At 48.7% G+C, this 17760-nt stretch carries 20 protein-coding genes; 7 read left to right on the top strand and 13 right to left on the bottom strand.

Translation table 11 applies throughout. The features are described 5' to 3' along the window. Nucleotides 1-24: 24 nt before the first annotated feature. Entirely contained in the window at nucleotides 25-837 is an 813-nt protein-coding gene (locus NZM01_00895) for a DUF4333 domain-containing protein (GenBank protein ID MCS6958594.1), read from the bottom strand. Between the two features lie 61 nt (nucleotides 838-898). Between NZM01_00895 and NZM01_00890 the strand changes: the two genes are divergently transcribed. Then, a complete protein-coding gene (locus tag NZM01_00890) occupies nucleotides 899-2515 on the top strand; it encodes a serine/threonine protein kinase (GenBank protein ID MCS6958593.1) in 1617 nt (538 codons plus the stop codon). On the opposite strand, the gene NZM01_00885 is transcribed toward NZM01_00890, so the two are convergent. Further along, complete coding sequence (locus NZM01_00885; protein MCS6958592.1) at nucleotides 2508-3677, bottom strand: glycosyltransferase family 4 protein; 1170 nt, start codon at nucleotides 3675-3677, stop codon at nucleotides 2508-2510. The two genes, NZM01_00890 and NZM01_00885, sit on opposite strands and share 8 nt — an antisense overlap. Nucleotides 3678-3807: 130 nt before the next feature. Between NZM01_00885 and NZM01_00880 the strand changes: the two genes are divergently transcribed. Next, complete coding sequence (locus tag NZM01_00880; protein MCS6958591.1) at nucleotides 3808-4755, top strand: hypothetical protein; 948 nt, start codon at nucleotides 3808-3810, stop codon at nucleotides 4753-4755. A gap of 6 nt (nucleotides 4756-4761) precedes the next feature. Then, nucleotides 4762-5034 carry a DUF3288 family protein gene (locus NZM01_00875; protein MCS6958590.1) on the top strand — a complete coding sequence of 91 codons (273 nt, stop codon included), beginning with the start codon at nucleotides 4762-4764 and terminating at the stop codon, nucleotides 5032-5034. Here the strand turns inward: NZM01_00875 and NZM01_00870 are convergent, their stop codons facing one another. From NZM01_00870 to NZM01_00850, 5 genes are all read right to left on the bottom strand, one after another. After that, a complete protein-coding gene (locus NZM01_00870) occupies nucleotides 5035-5382 on the bottom strand; it encodes a hypothetical protein (protein ID MCS6958589.1) in 348 nt (115 codons plus the stop codon). It abuts the gene before it with no gap. Next, entirely contained in the window at nucleotides 5379-6551 is a 1173-nt protein-coding gene (locus NZM01_00865; GenBank protein MCS6958588.1) for an LL-diaminopimelate aminotransferase, read from the bottom strand. The genes NZM01_00870 and NZM01_00865 overlap by 4 nt, the downstream gene beginning before the upstream one ends. A gap of 41 nt (nucleotides 6552-6592) precedes the next feature. Continuing rightward, entirely contained in the window at nucleotides 6593-7027 is a 435-nt protein-coding gene (locus NZM01_00860; GenBank protein ID MCS6958587.1) for a DUF29 domain-containing protein, read from the bottom strand. Between the two features lie 83 nt (nucleotides 7028-7110). Next, nucleotides 7111-8286: an FAD-binding oxidoreductase gene (locus tag NZM01_00855; GenBank protein ID MCS6958586.1), complete on the bottom strand. Its 1176-nt coding sequence runs from the start codon at nucleotides 8284-8286 to the stop codon at nucleotides 7111-7113. Next, entirely contained in the window at nucleotides 8279-8497 is a 219-nt protein-coding gene (locus NZM01_00850; GenBank protein ID MCS6958585.1) for a hypothetical protein, read from the bottom strand. The genes NZM01_00855 and NZM01_00850 overlap by 8 nt, the downstream gene beginning before the upstream one ends. A gap of 64 nt (nucleotides 8498-8561) precedes the next feature. On the opposite strand from NZM01_00850, the gene cysE reads away from it, so the two are divergent. Genes cysE through murF form a run of 3 tightly spaced genes read left to right on the top strand, consistent with a single transcriptional unit; the run spans nucleotide 8562 to nucleotide 11706 of the window. After that, nucleotides 8562-9317 (top strand): serine O-acetyltransferase, encoded by a 756-nt coding sequence (gene cysE / locus NZM01_00845; GenBank protein ID MCS6958584.1) that lies wholly within the window; start codon nucleotides 8562-8564, stop codon nucleotides 9315-9317. After that, nucleotides 9301-10368, top strand: a complete 1068-nt coding sequence (cobD, locus tag NZM01_00840; protein MCS6958583.1) for a threonine-phosphate decarboxylase CobD — start codon at nucleotides 9301-9303, stop codon at nucleotides 10366-10368. The genes cysE and cobD overlap by 17 nt, the downstream gene beginning before the upstream one ends. Nucleotides 10369-10371: 3 nt before the next feature. Further along, nucleotides 10372-11706, top strand: coding sequence for a UDP-N-acetylmuramoyl-tripeptide--D-alanyl-D-alanine ligase (murF, locus tag NZM01_00835; GenBank protein MCS6958582.1), 1335 nt, complete (start codon nucleotides 10372-10374; stop codon nucleotides 11704-11706). Here murF and NZM01_00830 read toward each other — a convergent pair. The 5 genes from NZM01_00830 to NZM01_00810 all read right to left on the bottom strand — a co-directional run bounded on the left by NZM01_00830 (nucleotide 11703) and on the right by NZM01_00810 (nucleotide 15743). Beyond that, complete coding sequence (locus NZM01_00830) at nucleotides 11703-12704, bottom strand: ABC transporter ATP-binding protein (protein ID MCS6958581.1); 1002 nt, start codon at nucleotides 12702-12704, stop codon at nucleotides 11703-11705. The genes murF and NZM01_00830 overlap by 4 nt on opposite strands. Before the next feature lie 59 nt (nucleotides 12705-12763). Further along, the gene (locus NZM01_00825; GenBank protein MCS6958580.1) at nucleotides 12764-13564 is read right to left on the bottom strand and encodes a sulfite exporter TauE/SafE family protein; all 801 of its coding nucleotides are present in this window, start codon (nucleotides 13562-13564) and stop codon (nucleotides 12764-12766) included. Beyond that, on the bottom strand, nucleotides 13561-14385 hold the full coding sequence (locus NZM01_00820; protein ID MCS6958579.1) for a sulfite exporter TauE/SafE family protein: 825 nt from the start codon (nucleotides 14383-14385) through the stop codon (nucleotides 13561-13563). Before NZM01_00820 ends, NZM01_00825 begins: the two co-directional genes overlap by 4 nt. Before the next feature lie 85 nt (nucleotides 14386-14470). After that, entirely contained in the window at nucleotides 14471-15022 is a 552-nt protein-coding gene (locus NZM01_00815) for a rhodanese-like domain-containing protein (GenBank protein MCS6958578.1), read from the bottom strand. 28 nt (nucleotides 15023-15050) lie between these two features. Then, entirely contained in the window at nucleotides 15051-15743 is a 693-nt protein-coding gene (locus NZM01_00810) for an MBL fold metallo-hydrolase (protein ID MCS6958577.1), read from the bottom strand. Nucleotides 15744-15941: 198 nt separating this feature from the next. Here NZM01_00810 and NZM01_00805 point away from each other — a divergent pair, with 198 nt between their 5' ends. Beyond that, nucleotides 15942-17252: an NAD(P)/FAD-dependent oxidoreductase gene (locus NZM01_00805; GenBank protein MCS6958576.1), complete on the top strand. Its 1311-nt coding sequence runs from the start codon at nucleotides 15942-15944 to the stop codon at nucleotides 17250-17252. Nucleotides 17253-17281: 29 nt separating this feature from the next. Here NZM01_00805 and NZM01_00800 read toward each other — a convergent pair whose 3' ends face one another. Next, nucleotides 17282-17686, bottom strand: coding sequence for a metalloregulator ArsR/SmtB family transcription factor (locus NZM01_00800; GenBank protein MCS6958575.1), 405 nt, complete (start codon nucleotides 17684-17686; stop codon nucleotides 17282-17284). Nucleotides 17687-17760 lie beyond the last annotated feature (74 nt).

Below are 17760 nucleotides of genomic sequence, written 5' to 3'. Positions count from 1 at the left end.
AGAATTATGTGACTGATCTTCATTTTACTCATAGATTGCCCAGCGCACTGTCCCTTCATTATCGATTACAGTGACTTCAATTTGTTTCTTTTGACCATCGGCAAATAGGGATTGGCAGAGGAATTTATCTCCCTGGCTGGCAATCTTAAACAACTGACCACCACAACTAATCTGGCTAGCCTGTCCTGTCTGTTGTTGCAGATTATCCCGAATACCCCGTTCCAGAATGCTTAAAGATAATAAGCCCTCCTTAGCTCGCCAGGCAACGTTTTCCGCCCCATCCGTCGAGGTGACCACCACATCGAGGGTGCTACCATCAGTAGCCGTGAGCCGACAGCTAAACTCGTTGCCAATTCTGGGTGCCACAGCGATCGGGCAGGTTACGCCATGGACAGGAATTTTCGTCTGTTCTTCAAAGCTCTGCTTCAAGAGACGTTCTACTTTACCGGCAAAGGTATTGGGGTCTTGGAAGCGATGGGGGGGTAGAGTGGCGATTATGGCTTGCTTATCAGCACCGCGATTGTACTGAATACCATTGAGGGTCATCGACCAACCGCTGCCTAGCTGTTGGGGGGGCTGGGTGATTTGGTAGGTTTGTCTTCGCCAGCCCTTGACGACTGTGATCTCCTGCCCCTGCAACTGTAGACTACCACCCTTGATTTCCTGGCGGGAAGTTTTGATGTCTGCCACGCCGTCAAGGTAAATGTGAATATAAGTGCCATCAGCGGCTGTCCAGCGTCCTGCGTATACAGTTTGGTCGGGGGCAAGGGGTGTCTGTTTAGCTGTGCAACCACACAGGATGAGCGCGGCTGTCAGTGCTGTAAACCGCCTAGACATGGTTAAACTGGGAACGCTTCAAGGTTAGGATATACTGATTACAGGTTTTTTGCATATTTCCATGAGCCAGGGATCAAATAGTTTGATCGGGCAAACTATTGGCAGTGGTAACTCCCAGCGCTACCTTATTGAAGAACTAATTGGCAGTGGGGGTACGGGGGAGGTGTATGTAGCCCTCGATAAACAATTAGGTAAGCGGGTAGCTTTGAAATTATTGCGCACTCACTTTAGCCATGACAGCAAAATGCGCCGTTGCTTTGAGCGGGAAGTGTCTCTATGTACTGCTATCAAAAGTGAACACGTGGTAATGGTTACAGACTTTGGGATTACTGAGGGAGGTCAACCGTTCTATGTCATGGAGTTGTTAAGGGGCTACACGCTAAGGCAGTTACTGAAACAAAAAGGGCGCTTGAGTGTAGAGGAAACAAAAAAGTTAGCCATACAAATTTGCGATGGACTGGAGCATGCTCACACAGGGGTAAATGTTTGGAGCAATCAGACGCAAGCCACAGAATTAGTGCAAGTCATTCATTGTGACCTCAAACCGGACAATATTTTTCTTGTACCCACAGTGTTTGGTGACTTGGTCAAAATTCTGGATTTCGGTATCGCCAAACTGCGCTTTCAAGAACAGAAGGATAACAGTGCCCCTATTTCAGGGGGTTTTTGGGGAACTTGCCGCTATGCTGCCCCTGAACAACTAGAGGAAAATCCCAGTATTGACGAACGGGCAGACATCTACAGCTTGGGCATGATGCTCTACGAAATGCTTACAGGTACTGACCCCTTCGGTCTCTCCCACAGTGATGACACCACCATTATGACCTGGGCGATCGCCCATACCACGAAACCTCCCATCCCTCTCAAACGCCAACCCTACACGGAACACATCCCTAGGGAGATGGAAACGATCGTGATGCGCTGTATTGAAAAAGACCCCGACAAACGCATCCCCTCCGTGGTAGACCTCAAAGCAGCATTGCTCACTGTCCCCGATCGTCCCCTCTCCACTTCCAAGCAGAGATTACGGGTAGTGTGGATGATTGCTGGTACTGCTCTGCTCTCTATTCTGGGAGCGATAGTGACGGTGCGTTGGCTGGATGTGCAAAAACACAGTCAGGTGTTGGCAAAGTTTTTTCGCGAGTTTCGCTACGAAGAATGTGTGAACTATAGTACTAATCTTCCCTACAAGTCCTTACCTGAATCGCTGCGGCGCTGGCAAAACCGCTGTTTGTTGGAATGGGGGGGGGAACTAGGAGGGAGTGGTTTGTTCCAGGAAGCCTTCGATAAGTTGCAGCAGGTGAGTGTTGCCGATTTCAAGGCAGAAGCCCTGAGTAAGATTGACCTATTTGCTGAGGAAATTCTGCGCAAGGGGGAACGGGATTTTCAGGAGGGCAAAGGGGAACTAGCAATTGTGGATGCTAAAGTAATTCCCCCAGTCAGTGCCCACTACCAAGCAGCCCAAGTCCGTATCGCCAAGTGGCAGCAGGAAACCGATCGTGCCCTAGAACTCCTGCCCCAAATCAAAACTGCCTACCAACAGGAAAACTGGTCTCGCGTCATCGAGTTAGCCCGTTGTTTTCCCGCTATCGAGCACTGGCAGCAGGAGATCAAGCCCTTAGTAACAACTGCTCAACGGAATCTCAGTCTCACTAAACTACCGCCCTGTGCTAGCTAAGGCATTTTTGGTAGGTCTCGATCGTTTGCTGCGCTAGCATATGCCAGTTAAACTTGACATCGAGGACGGCTCTAGCGTTGGCCACAAGGGTTTGGGCAAGGTCAGCATCTTGGAGCACCCGCAAAATTCCTTCTGCTAGGGATTGGGAGTTATTCACCTTCGTGACAATCCCCGTCACCCCGTCTTCCACCACTTCAGGCAAGCCCCCCGTATTGGAAACTACCACAGGCACACCCGCCGCGAAACTCTCTAGGGCAACGATACCAAAGGGTTCGTATAAACTAGGGAAGACAGCACAATCCGCCACCGATCGTAACTTTGGCAAATCCTCATCCGCCATAAACCCCGTAAAAATGACTTTATCTTTGATCCCCAGCTGCTCCGCTTGCCTTTTGAGAAACAACTCATGCCCTGGATGTCCTGCCCCCACAATCAGACAACGGACTTTGCCTGCCATCCCCTGTAACACCCTAGGCATAGCATTTAGGAGAACGAAAATCCCCTTCTCATGGGACAAACGCCCGTTGTAATAGATTATCTTGGTATCAGGGGGAGCAAATTGGGCACGCCACTCCTCCCGATCGAAGGGGGGAACGTAAGCTTGTTCAGGGTTAATGCCGTTATAGATGACATCCACTTTGTGGGGGGGACAACCAAGCGCCCACCCTACTTCCCGCAGCATATACTGAGAGCAGACAATTACTCGGCAGGCAGCACTAGCTAGGCGACGTTCCTGGTCACTGACATAGCGCTGACTATCGTTGTGAATACCATTGTGGCGGCCATACTCTGTGGCATGGATAGTAGCTACCAGAGGCAATCCAGTTTGTGCCGCTAGTTGGACAGCCGCTTCCCCCACCAACCAGTCGTGGGCGTGGAGTAAATCGAAGGGTTGTTCATTGATTAGCTTGTGTCCCCACTCCACCATGACCTGATTCATGCCCTTGACCCACTGGAAAAAGTCCCGCTGTTCGGGGATGGGCAGGCGATGGACATGGATGCCTTTGACTACCTCATAGCTGGGGGTATTGGCTGTTGCCACGGTCAATAAATGGACAGTTTGACCCCTTTGCACTACTGCAGGAAATAAACCTGCTACATGTCTAGCAATCCCGCCAACAATACGGGGGGGAAATTCCCAAGCTAGTACCAAAATCCTCATTACAACAAAGCACAAATTGATGTTAGTTTAAGCGTTTTTTTCTCCCTTGCACTCATAAAGTTACACTGCTTGCTGCGAATTACCTATCCCTTGCTAAAATCTGACAGTAATTCTGTATTATAGCGCGACTATGAATAATAAACTACAGGAAAAACTGGGGCATTGGGGACAACAATTTGTATTATTTTTACGTCGTTTTTTAAGTAAAATCAACCCCACCTTAGCACAGTGGCAACAGCAATTGAGTCCAGGGGAACCCAGCGAGGGTTGGCAACAAAAACTGCGGGCTATTTTGGCTAGTTTCCTGGCACAGGTGCTGAATTTGACCCAAAAATGGCAGGCAGAACCCGATGATCAACCCCTCCTCCCCCCCCAAGTGCAACAGGAACTGGGGACGGCTTGGGAATTTACTCGCACTAAGGTTTTCCCCCGTATTGTCAGCTTTTTCCAGTGGTTAGTGGATAGCCTCGATCCTAAACTACAGCAGTTCTATACCTGGCTGGGGAGTCAAAAACCCCTGACTGACTGGCAAGCCAGCCCCCTCTATGCCCGTGTCCTCACTGCGGTTACTCCCATCGATCGCTTTATCCAAACTGGTGCCCCCGAACCCCTCAAACCGATTGTGGCAAAACGATCGGCTACCTACACTCTGGTCATTCTACTGTTGCTATTCCTGCTGTTCAAACCCTCAGGGCAAAAAGCAGTGGCGGTGACAAAAGCCAAATCCCTCCCAGTAGCGGTGGATGCCCCTGTGCGGGGTAAGGGCGTGATTCCCCCCGATCGGATTCTGGTGAGCGATGTGCAAAACCAAGTCGCTAAAATTGCCCAGTTGTTTGGGGAAGGACTGATTCACAGCGTACAAGCAAATTACAAGCTGGGTAAACTAGTAGTATTGGTGACCGACGACTGGTATCAGCTCACTCCCTTCCAACAGGACCAAATGATGGACAATTTGCTGGAACAGTCCGTCACCCTGGGGTTCAAAAAGCTGTACCTAGCAGACACCCATCAGACAATCATTGCCCGTAACCCCGATGTGGGCATTAAAATGGTCGTCCTTAATCGCCAACCCCGCTGAGCACCTATGGAGCAGCAACACCCCCAGTACGCCACCGATCGGGAATTGCTCAACACTCTACTCATATCCCAGCCTACGGACCGGCACTTGGCTGACCTAGCGCGGTTACTCATTCGCTATGAGGGGTTCCCTGGTGCTAGGGATATTCAGAGGGATTTGCAGCAGCTCCTGCAGTCCTGGGGACATACAGAAGAGTCTCTGTTTGCCTACACCAGGGCACTCCACTGGCGGGAGCGCGTCTATAACACCAATCAAGACGGCAGAGACGATTGGGCATAATTATAGCCTGACAAGCTGGGGGTATTGGCGGAGAGTATCAGGGGTGAGAGTTTGCAACCTAGCAATGATGCCAGCCGACAATTCTGGAACTGTTCCCTGCCATAGACAAGCAACATACCCCTCCCCCTGGTTTACTAACAAGATTTTTTCGCTTTGTAGCTCCAGATAGGCATATTGCAGGGGTGGCAGTTGGAGAATCTCCCCTAGGCATTCCTGGAAATGTAAAGCTTGAAAACTCTTTTCCGTCCAGTGAATACTATGTTCTCGCGTGGTGAACAGTACCTGGGGTAGCCCCCTAGCGTCATAGAAGACTACGCCCTGGAGATGACTGACTATATCCCCTGTCATTGGTAGCGAATACCTGCTTGTGCCATCCGCTCAAAGGCGGTTAAAATCCGTTCCTCCTCCACCGTCAAGGCAATGCGGAAAAATCCTTCCCCCGCACTCCCATAGCCATTTCCTGGCGGCACAATGATACCGCACTTCTCCAACAACAGGGTGACAAATTCTGTCGAAGTATAGCCCTGGGGCACTGGCACCCATACATACAGGGTCGCTTTGGGGGGAGTCAAATGCCAACCCAGTTTATTCAGTCCCTCTACTACCAGGTCGCGCCGCCGTTGGTAGACCGCCATCAAATTCTGTAAGTCCTCTTCCCTGGTCTCAAAGGCAACGATCGCTGCTTCCTGGATTGCCTTGAATACCCCCGAATCCACATTAGTCTTCACTTGTCCTAGCCCCTTGATGCCCGTTGTACAGCCAGCTACAAAACCTACCCGCCAGCCCGTCATGTTGTAGGACTTGGAACAACTGTGGAACTCTACTGCTATATCTAATGCCCCTGGCACCTGTAAGACACTGGGGGGTTTGTAACCGTCGTAAGCCATCTCAGCGTAGGCGTGGTCGTGGCAGAGCAAAATTTCATAGCGACGGCAAAAATCTACCAACTCCTGGAAAAATGCCAAATCAGCGATCGCTCCCGTGGGGTTATTGGGATAATTGACCCACAGTAACTTGGCTTTCTGGGCTACTTCTAGGGGAATCCGATCGAGGTTGGGCAAAAAATTATGCTCTGGGAGGAGAGGCATGGTGTAGTATTCTCCCCCCGCAAAGATAGTGGAGGTGCGATAGACAGGGTAGGCGGGGTCAGGAATAAGGACGTAGTCCCCTGGTTCGACAAAAGCGAGAAAAATGTTGTGGATCGCCTCCTTAGAGCCAATGGAGGAAACTATTTGGGTATCGGGGTCTAAGCCTGTAACACCAAACCGCCTTGCCATGAATGCTGCTGCTGCTTCCCGATAGGCTCTTGTCCCTTGGTAGGGGGGATAGTTGTGGGTGCGGGGGTCTTGTACTGCCTTGATCATCGCCTGTACCACATGGTCGGGCGTGGGTTTGTCGGGGTCACCTACCCCCATGTTGATAATGTCTACACCCTTGGCGGTCAGTTCATTCCGCTTCCGATCGAGTTCTGCAAACAGGTAGGGGGGGATTTTGTCGAGGCGCTTGGCAAATTGCATACTCTCATTTTTTCACTAACCCTCCCATCATAACCCAGCCCTTAATTTTCAGTAATTAGCAGATCGATGTCTGGGGGGAACGGGCAATCTGGGGGAAAGTTGACAGAGGGATAGGCTTGTTTAACGATCGATAAAGCTACTTGATAACACTCTAAGATATTTTCTCTAGCAAAATTTCGCAGACTAGGAGAGTCTTGCAACAGAAGATATAGTTTTCTTTGCGTGCGCTTGATAGTTACTCGCCAACCATTACAGCATTCTGGTAGGTCAACGTAGCGGAGTTTGAGGAGATGTTCCAACAGGGTTGTCATGCGGTTGAGTAGTTCCCGTCTATCTCTTTTGCCCAAGGATGCTACCTCTTCGATTAAGTTACCTAGGTCTAGGTGGGAAAAGTCCTGGTTCTGCAGTTTAGCCACAGTGTCTTCTACCCAGAGGGCAAAATCTCTGTCGTAGAGGGTTTGTCTAGTCTCTCCCATGCGGCTTCCTTTACCTCTTTTTCTGGTGTGATAGTTTAGTGCTCCCCATCCCCCAAGACAATAGGGACAGAACTTTACTACCATCATAGAATTGGGGTGGGGTCATACGTAGCAGGATTGAGAAGATTTAGGGGGTCAAACTGTTGCTTAATCTTTGCCATCATTTGTCTAACCTGGGAATTGATAGAATCTCTCACTCTACCTTGCTCTGTGAGAAATCCCCCTAACCTGGTCAGTTGTTGTCGCCAGTAGCTAACTTCTGCCTGATCGGCAAGTAGCAGCAACCCTAGACCGCTACCTAGATGAATTTGCAGGGGATACCGATCGGCAATCTGGGCAAAAACTTCTATGGCTTGAGCACTGGGCACCCCCATCTTACAACGTCCGTTCCTTTCAAATATTTGACTGACCGATCGGTTAAAATCTCCCTCGATTATTTGCCGGGCAATGCCCAAATTGTTGACTATTTCCGTGAGTAGATTACTGGCAAATTCTGTTGCCACACCCGCTAATTCTATACCAATACCCCACTTAGCTGCATAGCCCAATTGTTGCAAGAGATAGGGGGAATATAAATCCAAACTAAGGGGAGTGAGAGGAGAACGGAGTAAGACCGATCGTAATTTTTGCATCTGTTCTGCTTCCCCCTGACAGAGGTAAAAAACACGGGGTGAGGGCAGAGGATAAAGACGAAAACAAACTTCCGTGATGATGCCCAAAGTACCGTAGGAGCCGGTCAGAAGTTTCATCAGGTCGTAACCCGCTACGTTTTTGACTACCCTGCCCCCCGCTTTCACGATTTCACCGTCCGATCGGATAAACTTAATCCCCAAAATTTGATCCCGCACGCTGTTGTAACGCTGTCGCCAGGAACCACTCTCTCCCGTTGCCACTACGCCGCCAATACTACAATGCTCCCTGTAGGGTGGGTCGATGCCCAAACACTGTTGGTACTGTGCCAAAAAAGATTGCAATTCGGCAAATTTGTAGCCCGCTTCTACAGTGATGGTCAAATCCCCCTGGGAGTGGTCGATTAAGCGATGGAGTTTCGCCGTACTCAGCACCAGGTCTGCACCCTGCAAAGAGTTGCCCCAGGCTAACTTGCTCCCCTGCCCTACAATCCCTATCTGCCAGCGCCGATCGTGACAGAGCTTGACTACTGCCGCCATCTGGGTTTGGCTAGGGGGGGTAACCCACAACTTGCTCTCTATTGTTTGGAGATTTTCAGTGCCAACGATCGGGGCTAGCAGTTCATGCATGGTCTTCCAACCAACTGGCTAAACTAGCTTCCAGCGCTTGCAGAGCATCATCGATGGTTTTGTATTTATCCAAATTTTCCCAGACCAGCCCTTCTGCAGCAAAAGCACGGACAAGGGACTCACTGTAGTCAGATTTACCGATCTCCACCCAACCGTAATTTGCTATCCAGCGGGCGATCGTGGGGTAAGTTTCGGCAAAGGATTTCGTCATCGGGGGTATGGAAAAATCGGGCAAATTGGCTTACGATCATCTTACAACTTCACGGCAGAAGCAAGTGCTAGGTACCCTAATTAACGACTTCCAAGTGATTTTTGACCGTGACCCTGCCGCTCGCAATTGGCTAGAGGTCTTGCTGTGCTATCCTGGACTACACGCCATTTGGTTGCATCGCTTTGCCCACTGGCTCCACAAGTTAGGCATTCCCGTTATCCCGCGGCTGATCTCCCAGTTTTCCCGCTTTCTGACAGGGATTGAGATTCACCCTGGGGCAGAGATTGGCAGTGGAGCATTTATTGACCACGGCATGGGCGTAGTTATAGGGGAGACCACAATTATAGGCAAGAATTGTCTTATCTATCAGGGCGTAACCCTAGGTGGTACAGGCAAAGAAACAGGCAAACGTCACCCGACCCTGGGCGATAACGTTGTGGTGGGAGCAGGGGCAAAAGTGTTGGGCAATATCACGATCGGGGACAATGTGCGTATCGGGGCTGGCTCAGTAGTCATCAAAGATGTTCCTTCCAATTGCACAGTTGTGGGTATTCCGGGGCGGATTGTCAAGCAGCGGGAGGAAAAAATCCAACCCCTAGAGCACAACCGTGTACCTGACCCAGAAGGGGAGACAATCAGAAGCCTAATTACCCGCGTGGAGCACCTAGAAAGTCTGATTCAGCGGCTACCGCCTACTACAGTCCTCATAGATGGCTCTCTGTTGGAGGAGGTGCGTCCCAAACATCTGCTGAAAAGTGAAATTGATGTCCCTCCTGAATACGAGGAATACGAAGGCTTTATAGGTGGAGCAGGCATTTAAGCATGGGGGCAATCGGGCTTGGTGGGCGCAGATAGCGGGAGTTTCTCCTCGGGATTTAGTGGATTTTTCGGCTAGCATTAACCCCCTTGGTCCCCCAGCCTCTGCCCTGGTAGCTCTGCAAGCGGCTCTGCCAGAAATAAGTCACTATCCTGACCCCCATTACCCAGAACTACGACAAGCTCTAGCCGATTTCTATGGCGTTGACCCCGCTCGTTTACTCCCTGGCAACGGTGCCGCAGAACTACTAACTTGGATTGCTAGAGATTTGGCAGAATTAGCAACTACAGTCATTTTACGCCCTGCTTTTGCTGATTACGATCGAGCTTTGCAGAGTTGTCATGCTCGGGTAAAAAATATCAGCATTTGGGAGACTGAATTTACAGCCCAGATATTAGGAATTAATCAACCCGATCGGCAGGGTTTGTTACTGAATAATCCCCACAATCCTACGGGTCAGTTGCTAGACAAAAGTTGGATTTTAGAGTGTCTCGATCGGTTTGCTCTGGTTGTAATTGATGAAGCATTTATGGATTTTTTACCCCCTGAGTTAAGTTGTGTGGACTTAGTGGAGAGGTATAGCAATCTGGTCATTCTGCGGTCTCTAACTAAATTTTTCAGCATAGCAGGACTGCGGTTAGGGTGTGTAATTGCCCATCCCGATCGGATTAGAAAATGGCAAGGCTGGCGTGACCCCTGGGCTGTCAACAATTTAGCAGCAGCCGTGGGAATAGCGGTAGTCAAAGATAGAGAATTTCAGGAGCAAACCAGGGCATGGCTAATACCGAGTCGTAGGGATTTAGAGGAGAGGCTATATCAATTTTCTGAATTGTCTCCCTTACCGAGTGTGGCGAATTTCCTGTTAGTCAAGACTGCTATTCCCTCTACACGCTTACAGTCACATCTAGCCAAGGAACACAAAATTTTAATTCGGGATTGTGCCACTTTCCTAGAACTGGGACAGAACTATATTCGTTTAGCAGTTTTGACGGCTAGAGAACACAAACTCTTACAGAATGCTCTACAATCTAGTGTTCATCTTCTACGGGCTTAGCTTATGTTACTGACTGACCTTATCGCTGTTACCCAAGGTACTTTTAATCAAGCAGAAATACCATCACAACCGATCGTTGCTATCAACACCGACAGCCGCACCCTGCAACCAGGGCAGGTATTTGTAGCTTTACGGGGGGCAAGATTTGATGGACATGATTTCGTCCCCCAAGCGATCGATAGGGGTGCAGTTGTGGCTATTGTGGAAAACGATTTACCAGGTTACCCCTGCTTAGTAGTAGAAAATACCCTGCTTGCCTATCAAAGAATTGCCAGGTGGTGGCGACAGAAAAGTAATATTACTGTGATTGGGGTAACGGGTTCGGCGGGCAAAACTACTACCAAAGAGCTAATCAGTAAACTATTAGGTTTTTACTGCCCCCCTGGTAAGACAGTACACTATAGCCATGCCAACTTCAATAATGATATTGGCGTAGCAAAAACTCTGCTGGAAATCAAGCCCGATCGCCATCAATTTGCTGTGATAGAAATGGCAATGCGAGGGCAGGGGGAAATCGATCGGTTATCATCTATTGCTCTACCTGATGTAGCTGTAATTACCAACATTGGCACAGCCCATATTGGTCGCCTAGGCTCCAAGGCAGCCATTGCCAAAGCTAAGTGTGAAATTCTCCAGCACCTGCAGGGTACAGCAGTATTAAATGGGGAAGATGAATTACTATTAAGCACAGCTAAGTCAACTTGGGGAGGAAAAACTATTACCTATGGCATCGATCGGGGAGATATACGGGGAGAAGTGCAGGGAGATTATATCACTGTTGATACCCTCACTTGGAAACTACCCTTACCAGGCAGACACAATGCCTTGAATTTCTTAGCAGGGATTTCTGTACTTTATGCCCTCAATTTAGACCCCCGAATTAGTACGACAGCCCCCCTAGAGTTAACCCTCCCCCAAGGGAGAACTAACCTAATTACTCTGAGCAACGGCATCAAAGTTTTGGATGAAACCTATAATGCTTCTCCTGAAGCAGTGGTTGCCTCCCTCCATCTCTTGCAATCAATACCTGGCAGACATTGGGCAGTCCTAGGCACTATGAAAGAACTAGGGGAATATAGCCCTCAGCTACACAGATGGGTAGGAGAAGAAATCAATAAATTGGGCATTTATGGTCTTGTCATTTTAGCAGATGAAGATACAAAGGAAATTTTCCACGCTGCCACCAACATACCCCAGAAATTTGCCTGCTCCACCCAAACAGAAATTCTTCAACTCCTCCACCAAGAAACTCAGCCAGGGGATGTAATTCTATGTAAGGCATCCCGATCGATCGGGTTAGACCAACTGGTAGCACAACTCCAGCAAAGTATGAATTAAATTAGTTGCCATTTCCCCCCAATTGCTACCTTTGTCCCCACGGGTAGAGGTGCACAGCGATTAGAAACACGGGCAATTAATTCTTGACTAGAGGGCAATTTGACATAGTAAACCCATTCCCTGCCCAGAAACACTCGATCGGTAATCACACAATCAGAATCCTGGTATACCTGCAGACAAATGTCTTCCTGTAGGATCATCAATTGTTTCTCCTTTGCGCCATTCGTAGCTGGTAATTCCTGTAAACCAGCAACCGCTGCAAGGGGCAAGGGCAATAAATTAGCCTGGGAAACAAACTGCGCGACAAAAGGAGTTTTGGGCTGGCAGTAAATCCCCTGGGGTGTATCTAATTGTTCCAACTTGCCCCCCTGCATCACGCCAATCCAATCCGCTACCGCCATTGCCTCTTCTTGGTCGTGGGTGACCCAAATCGAAGTCGTGCCCGCCTGTTGCAAAATCTCCCGCAATTCCCGCCTGAGACTGCTACGCAACTGCACATCAATATTACTAAGGGGTTCATCCAAGAGTACCAAAATAGGATTAGTAACCAAGACTCGCGCCAATGCTACCCGCTGTTGCTGTCCGCCAGAGAGTTGGTGAGGATACTGATCCTTGTAGTCCTGCAATCTCACTCGCTCTAGTACTTCCATCACTGCCCCTGCGGACTGGGAGCGCCGCAACCCAAAAGCCACGTTTTGATACACCGTCATATGGGGAAAGAGGGCAAAATCCTGGAAAACAATACCAATATTGCGCTGTTCTGGGGGAATACACCGATCGGGACTAGACAAAACCTGACCATTAACCACGATCGTGCCTACCTGAGGCAACTCAAACCCTGCAATCAAACGGAGCAAACTAGTCTTCCCACAGCCCGATGGACCTAGCAAAGCTAGAATCTCCCCCTGCTTGAGGCTAAAACTAACCCCATCTACTGCCCTACTTGCCTGCCCTGGATACTGCAGGGATACATCTCTAACCTCTAGTAGTGGCTGCACCTCTCCTTTCCACCAAAAATTACCATTTGTCAGTATAGCATTATTGCTAATATTTCTACTTAGCCAGCAATTTCCTTGGCTAGGATGTAAAGAGCCATAACAGCTACGAACCAACCAAACCCCTTTTTTAACCTTGCCCCAGGAATAAAGTTAGACAAGTAAGAACCAAAGAAAATACCCAAACAAGCAATGAAAGAAAAAGAAATGAGGAGATTCCAGTCAATTGTTTCTGTGGGACTCATTAAGTCACCTATAAAGCCAATGAGGGAATTAGTAGCAATAATAAGTAGGGAAGTACCAACTGCCTTTTTCATTGGTAAATGGGCAAAATTCACCAGCGCAGGAATGATCATAAAACCGCCTCCCGCCCCCACCAAACCAGTCACTCCCCCCACTAGTAAACCTGTAACACCAATTAAAGGCGAGTTCAGGGATAATACCTCCTCCTCCTTGCCATTTTTCCTATCCCTAATCATAGATACAGAGGCAAATATCATCAATAAGGCAAACACCACCATTAAGAAAATATCCTTAGTGAGAATGAAACTCCCTACTCTTAGAACTTCCCTGGGAATAGCTGGTATCAGATACTTGCGTACCACAAAAACAGAGGAAAAAGCGGGCAGAGAGAAAACCACAGCTGCCTGCCAACTGATCAAGCGCTTGCGGCAGTAATCTAATGAGCCCACCAAAGCGGTTATGCCAACAATAAATAGGGAATAGGCAGTAGCACGAGTAGCATTTACGCCCATGACATAGACCAAGACTGGCACCGTTAGGATCGAACCGCCACCGCCAATTAACCCCAGGGATATGCCAATCAGAGAAGCAAGAAAGTAGCCCCCAATCTGTCCCATCATTTACCCAGCAGAGTTTCCTTAGCAATAATATAAACGCCCATTACTGCCACAAACCAACCAAATGCCTGCTTCAACTTTGCTCCTGGGATAAAAGTAGACAGGTATGAGCCTATAAAAATTCCCACACAAGCAATGAAAGAGAAGGAAATCAATAACTCCCAATCGATCGTTAATTCAGGGTTAGTTACATCTCCAATAAAACCAATCAAGGATTTAGCAGCAATGATTAAGAGAGAAGTACCCACCGCCATCTTCATAGGCAGTCTAGCAAACAAAACCAGGGCAGGAATGATCATAAAACCACCCCCTGCTCCCACGAAACCAGTTAATCCTCCCACAACTACCCCCTCACCAAAAATGAGAGGCAAATTAAACTCTGGCTCATGTTCTTCCTCTGTTACTTCTGGTCCCTTACCTTTTTCATCTCTAATCATAGATACAGAAGCAAAGATCATCAAACCCGCAAACACCAACATCAATAGAATATCCCTAGTTAGTGTAAAACCATAAAGACTGAAAATTTCCTTAGGAATAGCAGGAATGACAAATCTACGCACCAAATAAACAGAAGTAAAAGCTGGAATGGAGAAAACAATAGCAGTTTTAATACTAACCAATTTCTTCTGGAAATAAGTGAGAGAACCCACCAAAGCTGTGATGCCCACAATAAAGAGGGAATAGGCTGTAGCCAGGGTAGCATTTACCCCCATTACATAAACCAACACAGGGACGGTTAATATAGACCCCCCTCCGCCGATTAGACCCAAAGAAATGCCAATCAGAGAAGCCAAAACATAACCCAAAATCTGTTGTTGTTCCATAAACTCTGGTTCCCCTAAAGTACAAAACAAGAAAAAGGGGCAATACGCCCCCTACAGCAATTGCACTAAACCTGTAGCAAACAATTTAAGAATTCCACGACTGACCCGCCCTCTGGTTGTAGGGCAATTTGGATAGAAGCATACCCAAAGCACAGGTATCAGTTACCCCTGCAAACACTAGACCTGCTCCCACAAAACCACTGAGGAAGAGGAAGCGGGGATTGACATAAGCGCCCAAAAGCGTGCCAGTTAGGACTAAGGAACCAGCCACAATTTGTACCTGGCGGATCAAACTAATGGGAGCATTGGCATCCTTGTCAATGGGTAAGCCTGCTTGCTTCCAACTGGTAATTCCTCCCTGTAAGTTCGTGACAGAATTCCAACCAGCTGCGAGAAGTTTTTGGGCTGCCATCTCCGATCGTTTGCCACTGCGACAGTAGAGCACCACTTCTTTGTCAGTTGCAGGGATGTGCTTGGGGTCGAATTTAGAAAGAGGGATCAATCTTGCCCCTGGAATTCTCTCAGCGCTAAACTCCCCTGGCTCCCGTACATCGATTAGGAGTACCTGATCTTGGTCAAGTTTTTCCTTTAGTTCTGCGGCTGTGACGAGATTTAAGTTTTGTTGTGTCGTTACCATATTTGTCCTCCTCTAGTTGGTTGTAAAATTAGGCAGCTACTTTACCGCACTGCATGTTAGCAGGCACAGCCTCTGCCATCTTCTTAGGATCAGGCAAATTCAAGTTAGCCATAAACTCAATGAATTGCTCCCTGGTACGTCCCTGGAAACGGGGATTGTACCTCTTTTCTTCCCCGATCGTGCTTACCGTATGCCCGCGATAGTCATGCCCAGGATAGACCAAAGTTTCATCGGGCAGGGTGAACAGGCGTTGCGTTACTACATCGTAGAGAGCACCCGCATCCCCACTTTGGAAATCTGTGCGCCCGCAGCCGCGAATAAACAAGGCATCCCCCGTGAGCAAATGGGTACCATTGACCAGATAAGCTACATGGCTATCCGTGTGACCAGGAGTAGCGATCGTCTCTAGGCGAATCGACCCCATCACCAACACATCCCCATCACCGAGGAAGCGATCGGCACAGGCTACATCCGCTCCCTTGGGCACTACACCCTGACAACCCGTTAACTCCCGCAAGCGCCCCGCCCCTGTAACATGGTCAGCATGAACATGGGTTTCCACTGCATAGCGCAACGTCAAACCTAACTCCTTGATTAGCTGCAAATCCCGATCGACCTGCTCCAATACACTGTCTACCAGCATCGCCTCCTGCGTCTGAGGGTCAGCAATCAAATAGGTATAGGTGTAGGTCTCATAGTCAAACAGCTGCCGGAACAACATCTCTTAACCTCCCATCACTATACTGCTACTCTCACTCAAGCCGTTAATTACTATATAGTAATATAGTGCAACTATCATATCATATGCTTGTCAAGAGGGGTGAGAAAAATTTAAGGATTTCTTTAGAAAGTGGGACAATATAACCATGTGGGAATATGGTACAAGGGGTATTACGTCCTTTAATGAACTAGTTTAGAAATGACCATAACATCAACGATCGAGCAAGCCCAAGCAGGGCAAACTCAGACCGAGACCAACAATCTGCCCCGCTTAAAGCATCAAATTGTCATCGTGGGGGGGGGAGCAGCGGGGATTAGTGCCGCAGCCCAGCTCCTCAAGCGTGACCGCCGTTTGGACATAGCCATCATTGAACCCTCGGACAAGCATTACTATCAGCCAGGTTGGACACTGGTGGGGGGTGGCATTGCCCCGATCGCTAACTTCATCCGCCCCCAAAGGGAAGTGTTGCCCAAGGGAACTAAGTGGATACAGGCACGGGTAGCTAAACTTGACCCCGATCGCAACTGTGTAATTACAGAGGCGGGTCAGGGAATTGAGTATGAATACTTGGTACTATGTCCAGGGATTCAGATTGATTGGCATTTGATCAAGGGGTTGAAGGAAGCGATCGGCAAAGGGGGAGTGACCAGTAACTACTCCAAGGACTATGCTCCCTACACCTGGGAAACCATTCGCCACTTCAAAGGAGGGAATGCCATTTTTACCTACCCTGCTACTCCCATTAAGTGTGGTGGTGCACCCCAAAAGATTATGTACATGGCAGACGACTGGTTCAAAAGCAAGAGTGGTGTGGGTGTAAACACTACCGTCATGTTTTGTACGGCAGGGGCGAGTATGTTTGCTGTTCCTGCTTACTCTGCTGCCTTGGATCGGATAGTAGCTCGGCGGGGCATAAAGGTTAAGTTCAAGCACAACCTCAAGGAGATCAAGGCAGATACCCAGGAAGCTATTTTTGATGTAACCACAGAAAATGGGGTAGAGGAAGTGAGCATCCACTACGACATGATCCATGTCACTCCCCCCATGAGCGCTCCTGATTTTATCAAGGAAAGCCCCTTAGCTGGTCCTGGGGGCTGGGTTGATGTCAATAAGCACACACTGCAACACAACCGCTACCCCAACGTTTTCTCCCTAGGAGATGCCTCCTCTCTACCTACTTCTAAGACTGCTGCTGCTGCCCGCAAACAATCCCCTGTCCTGGCGGAAAACTTACTGGCGGCAATGCGCGGGCGATCCCTACCTGCCCAGTACGATGGTTACACCTGCTGTCCTTTAATTACGGGCTATAACTCGGCGATTATGGCGGAATTCGCCTATGATGGCAAATTATCTCCTTCCTTTCCCCTCGATCCCACCAAGGAACGCTATTCTATGTACCTAGCCAAGGTACATATTTTGCCCTGGCTATATTGGAATCGGATGCTGAAGGGCGCTGCCTTTGAGGCGGACATCTTCAAACCCATTAATCGCCTAGTCCATCGTTACTAGAATCAAATTGGGGGAAAGGTTTCCCCCTGCTAATTTCTTTGTCCTAACTGGGATAATTCCTGCACCTGCTGACTGTGATGTTCTATCTGCAGACTGAGGGCTTTACAAACTAGGTCGCAGAGGTCAAACAAAAATGGGTTAGCAATTCGATAGTAAACACACACTCCCCGCTGTTCCCTGGCAACTATACCTGCTTGGGTAAGAATCTTCAGGTGCTTGGACACGTTCGCCTGTCCTAGCTCTGTCTCCTGCATAATTTCTGTGACGTTTTTTGCGCCGGGTTTGAGGGAACATATAATTTGCAGGCGACTGACTTCTGACAATACTTTGAAAAAGTCTGCCATCAGTCCCAGGGATTCAGGCGTAAGTTTAGATACCACACACTCCTCTGCTAAAGGGGCTGCACTGGACAAAGACCTGGGTTTACCTTCCATCTCAGCTGGTAAGCAATTCTCCTATATTACTATATTATCGATTGGTTCTAAAAGGTAGGGGGGAGTTTGTGTTT

Source organism: Pseudanabaenaceae cyanobacterium SKYG29, assembly GCA_025055675.1.
In the GTDB taxonomy this organism is placed as follows: Bacteria; Cyanobacteriota; Cyanobacteriia; order Pseudanabaenales; family Pseudanabaenaceae; genus M5B4.
This window is presented reverse-complemented; position numbering and strand designations above follow the sequence as displayed.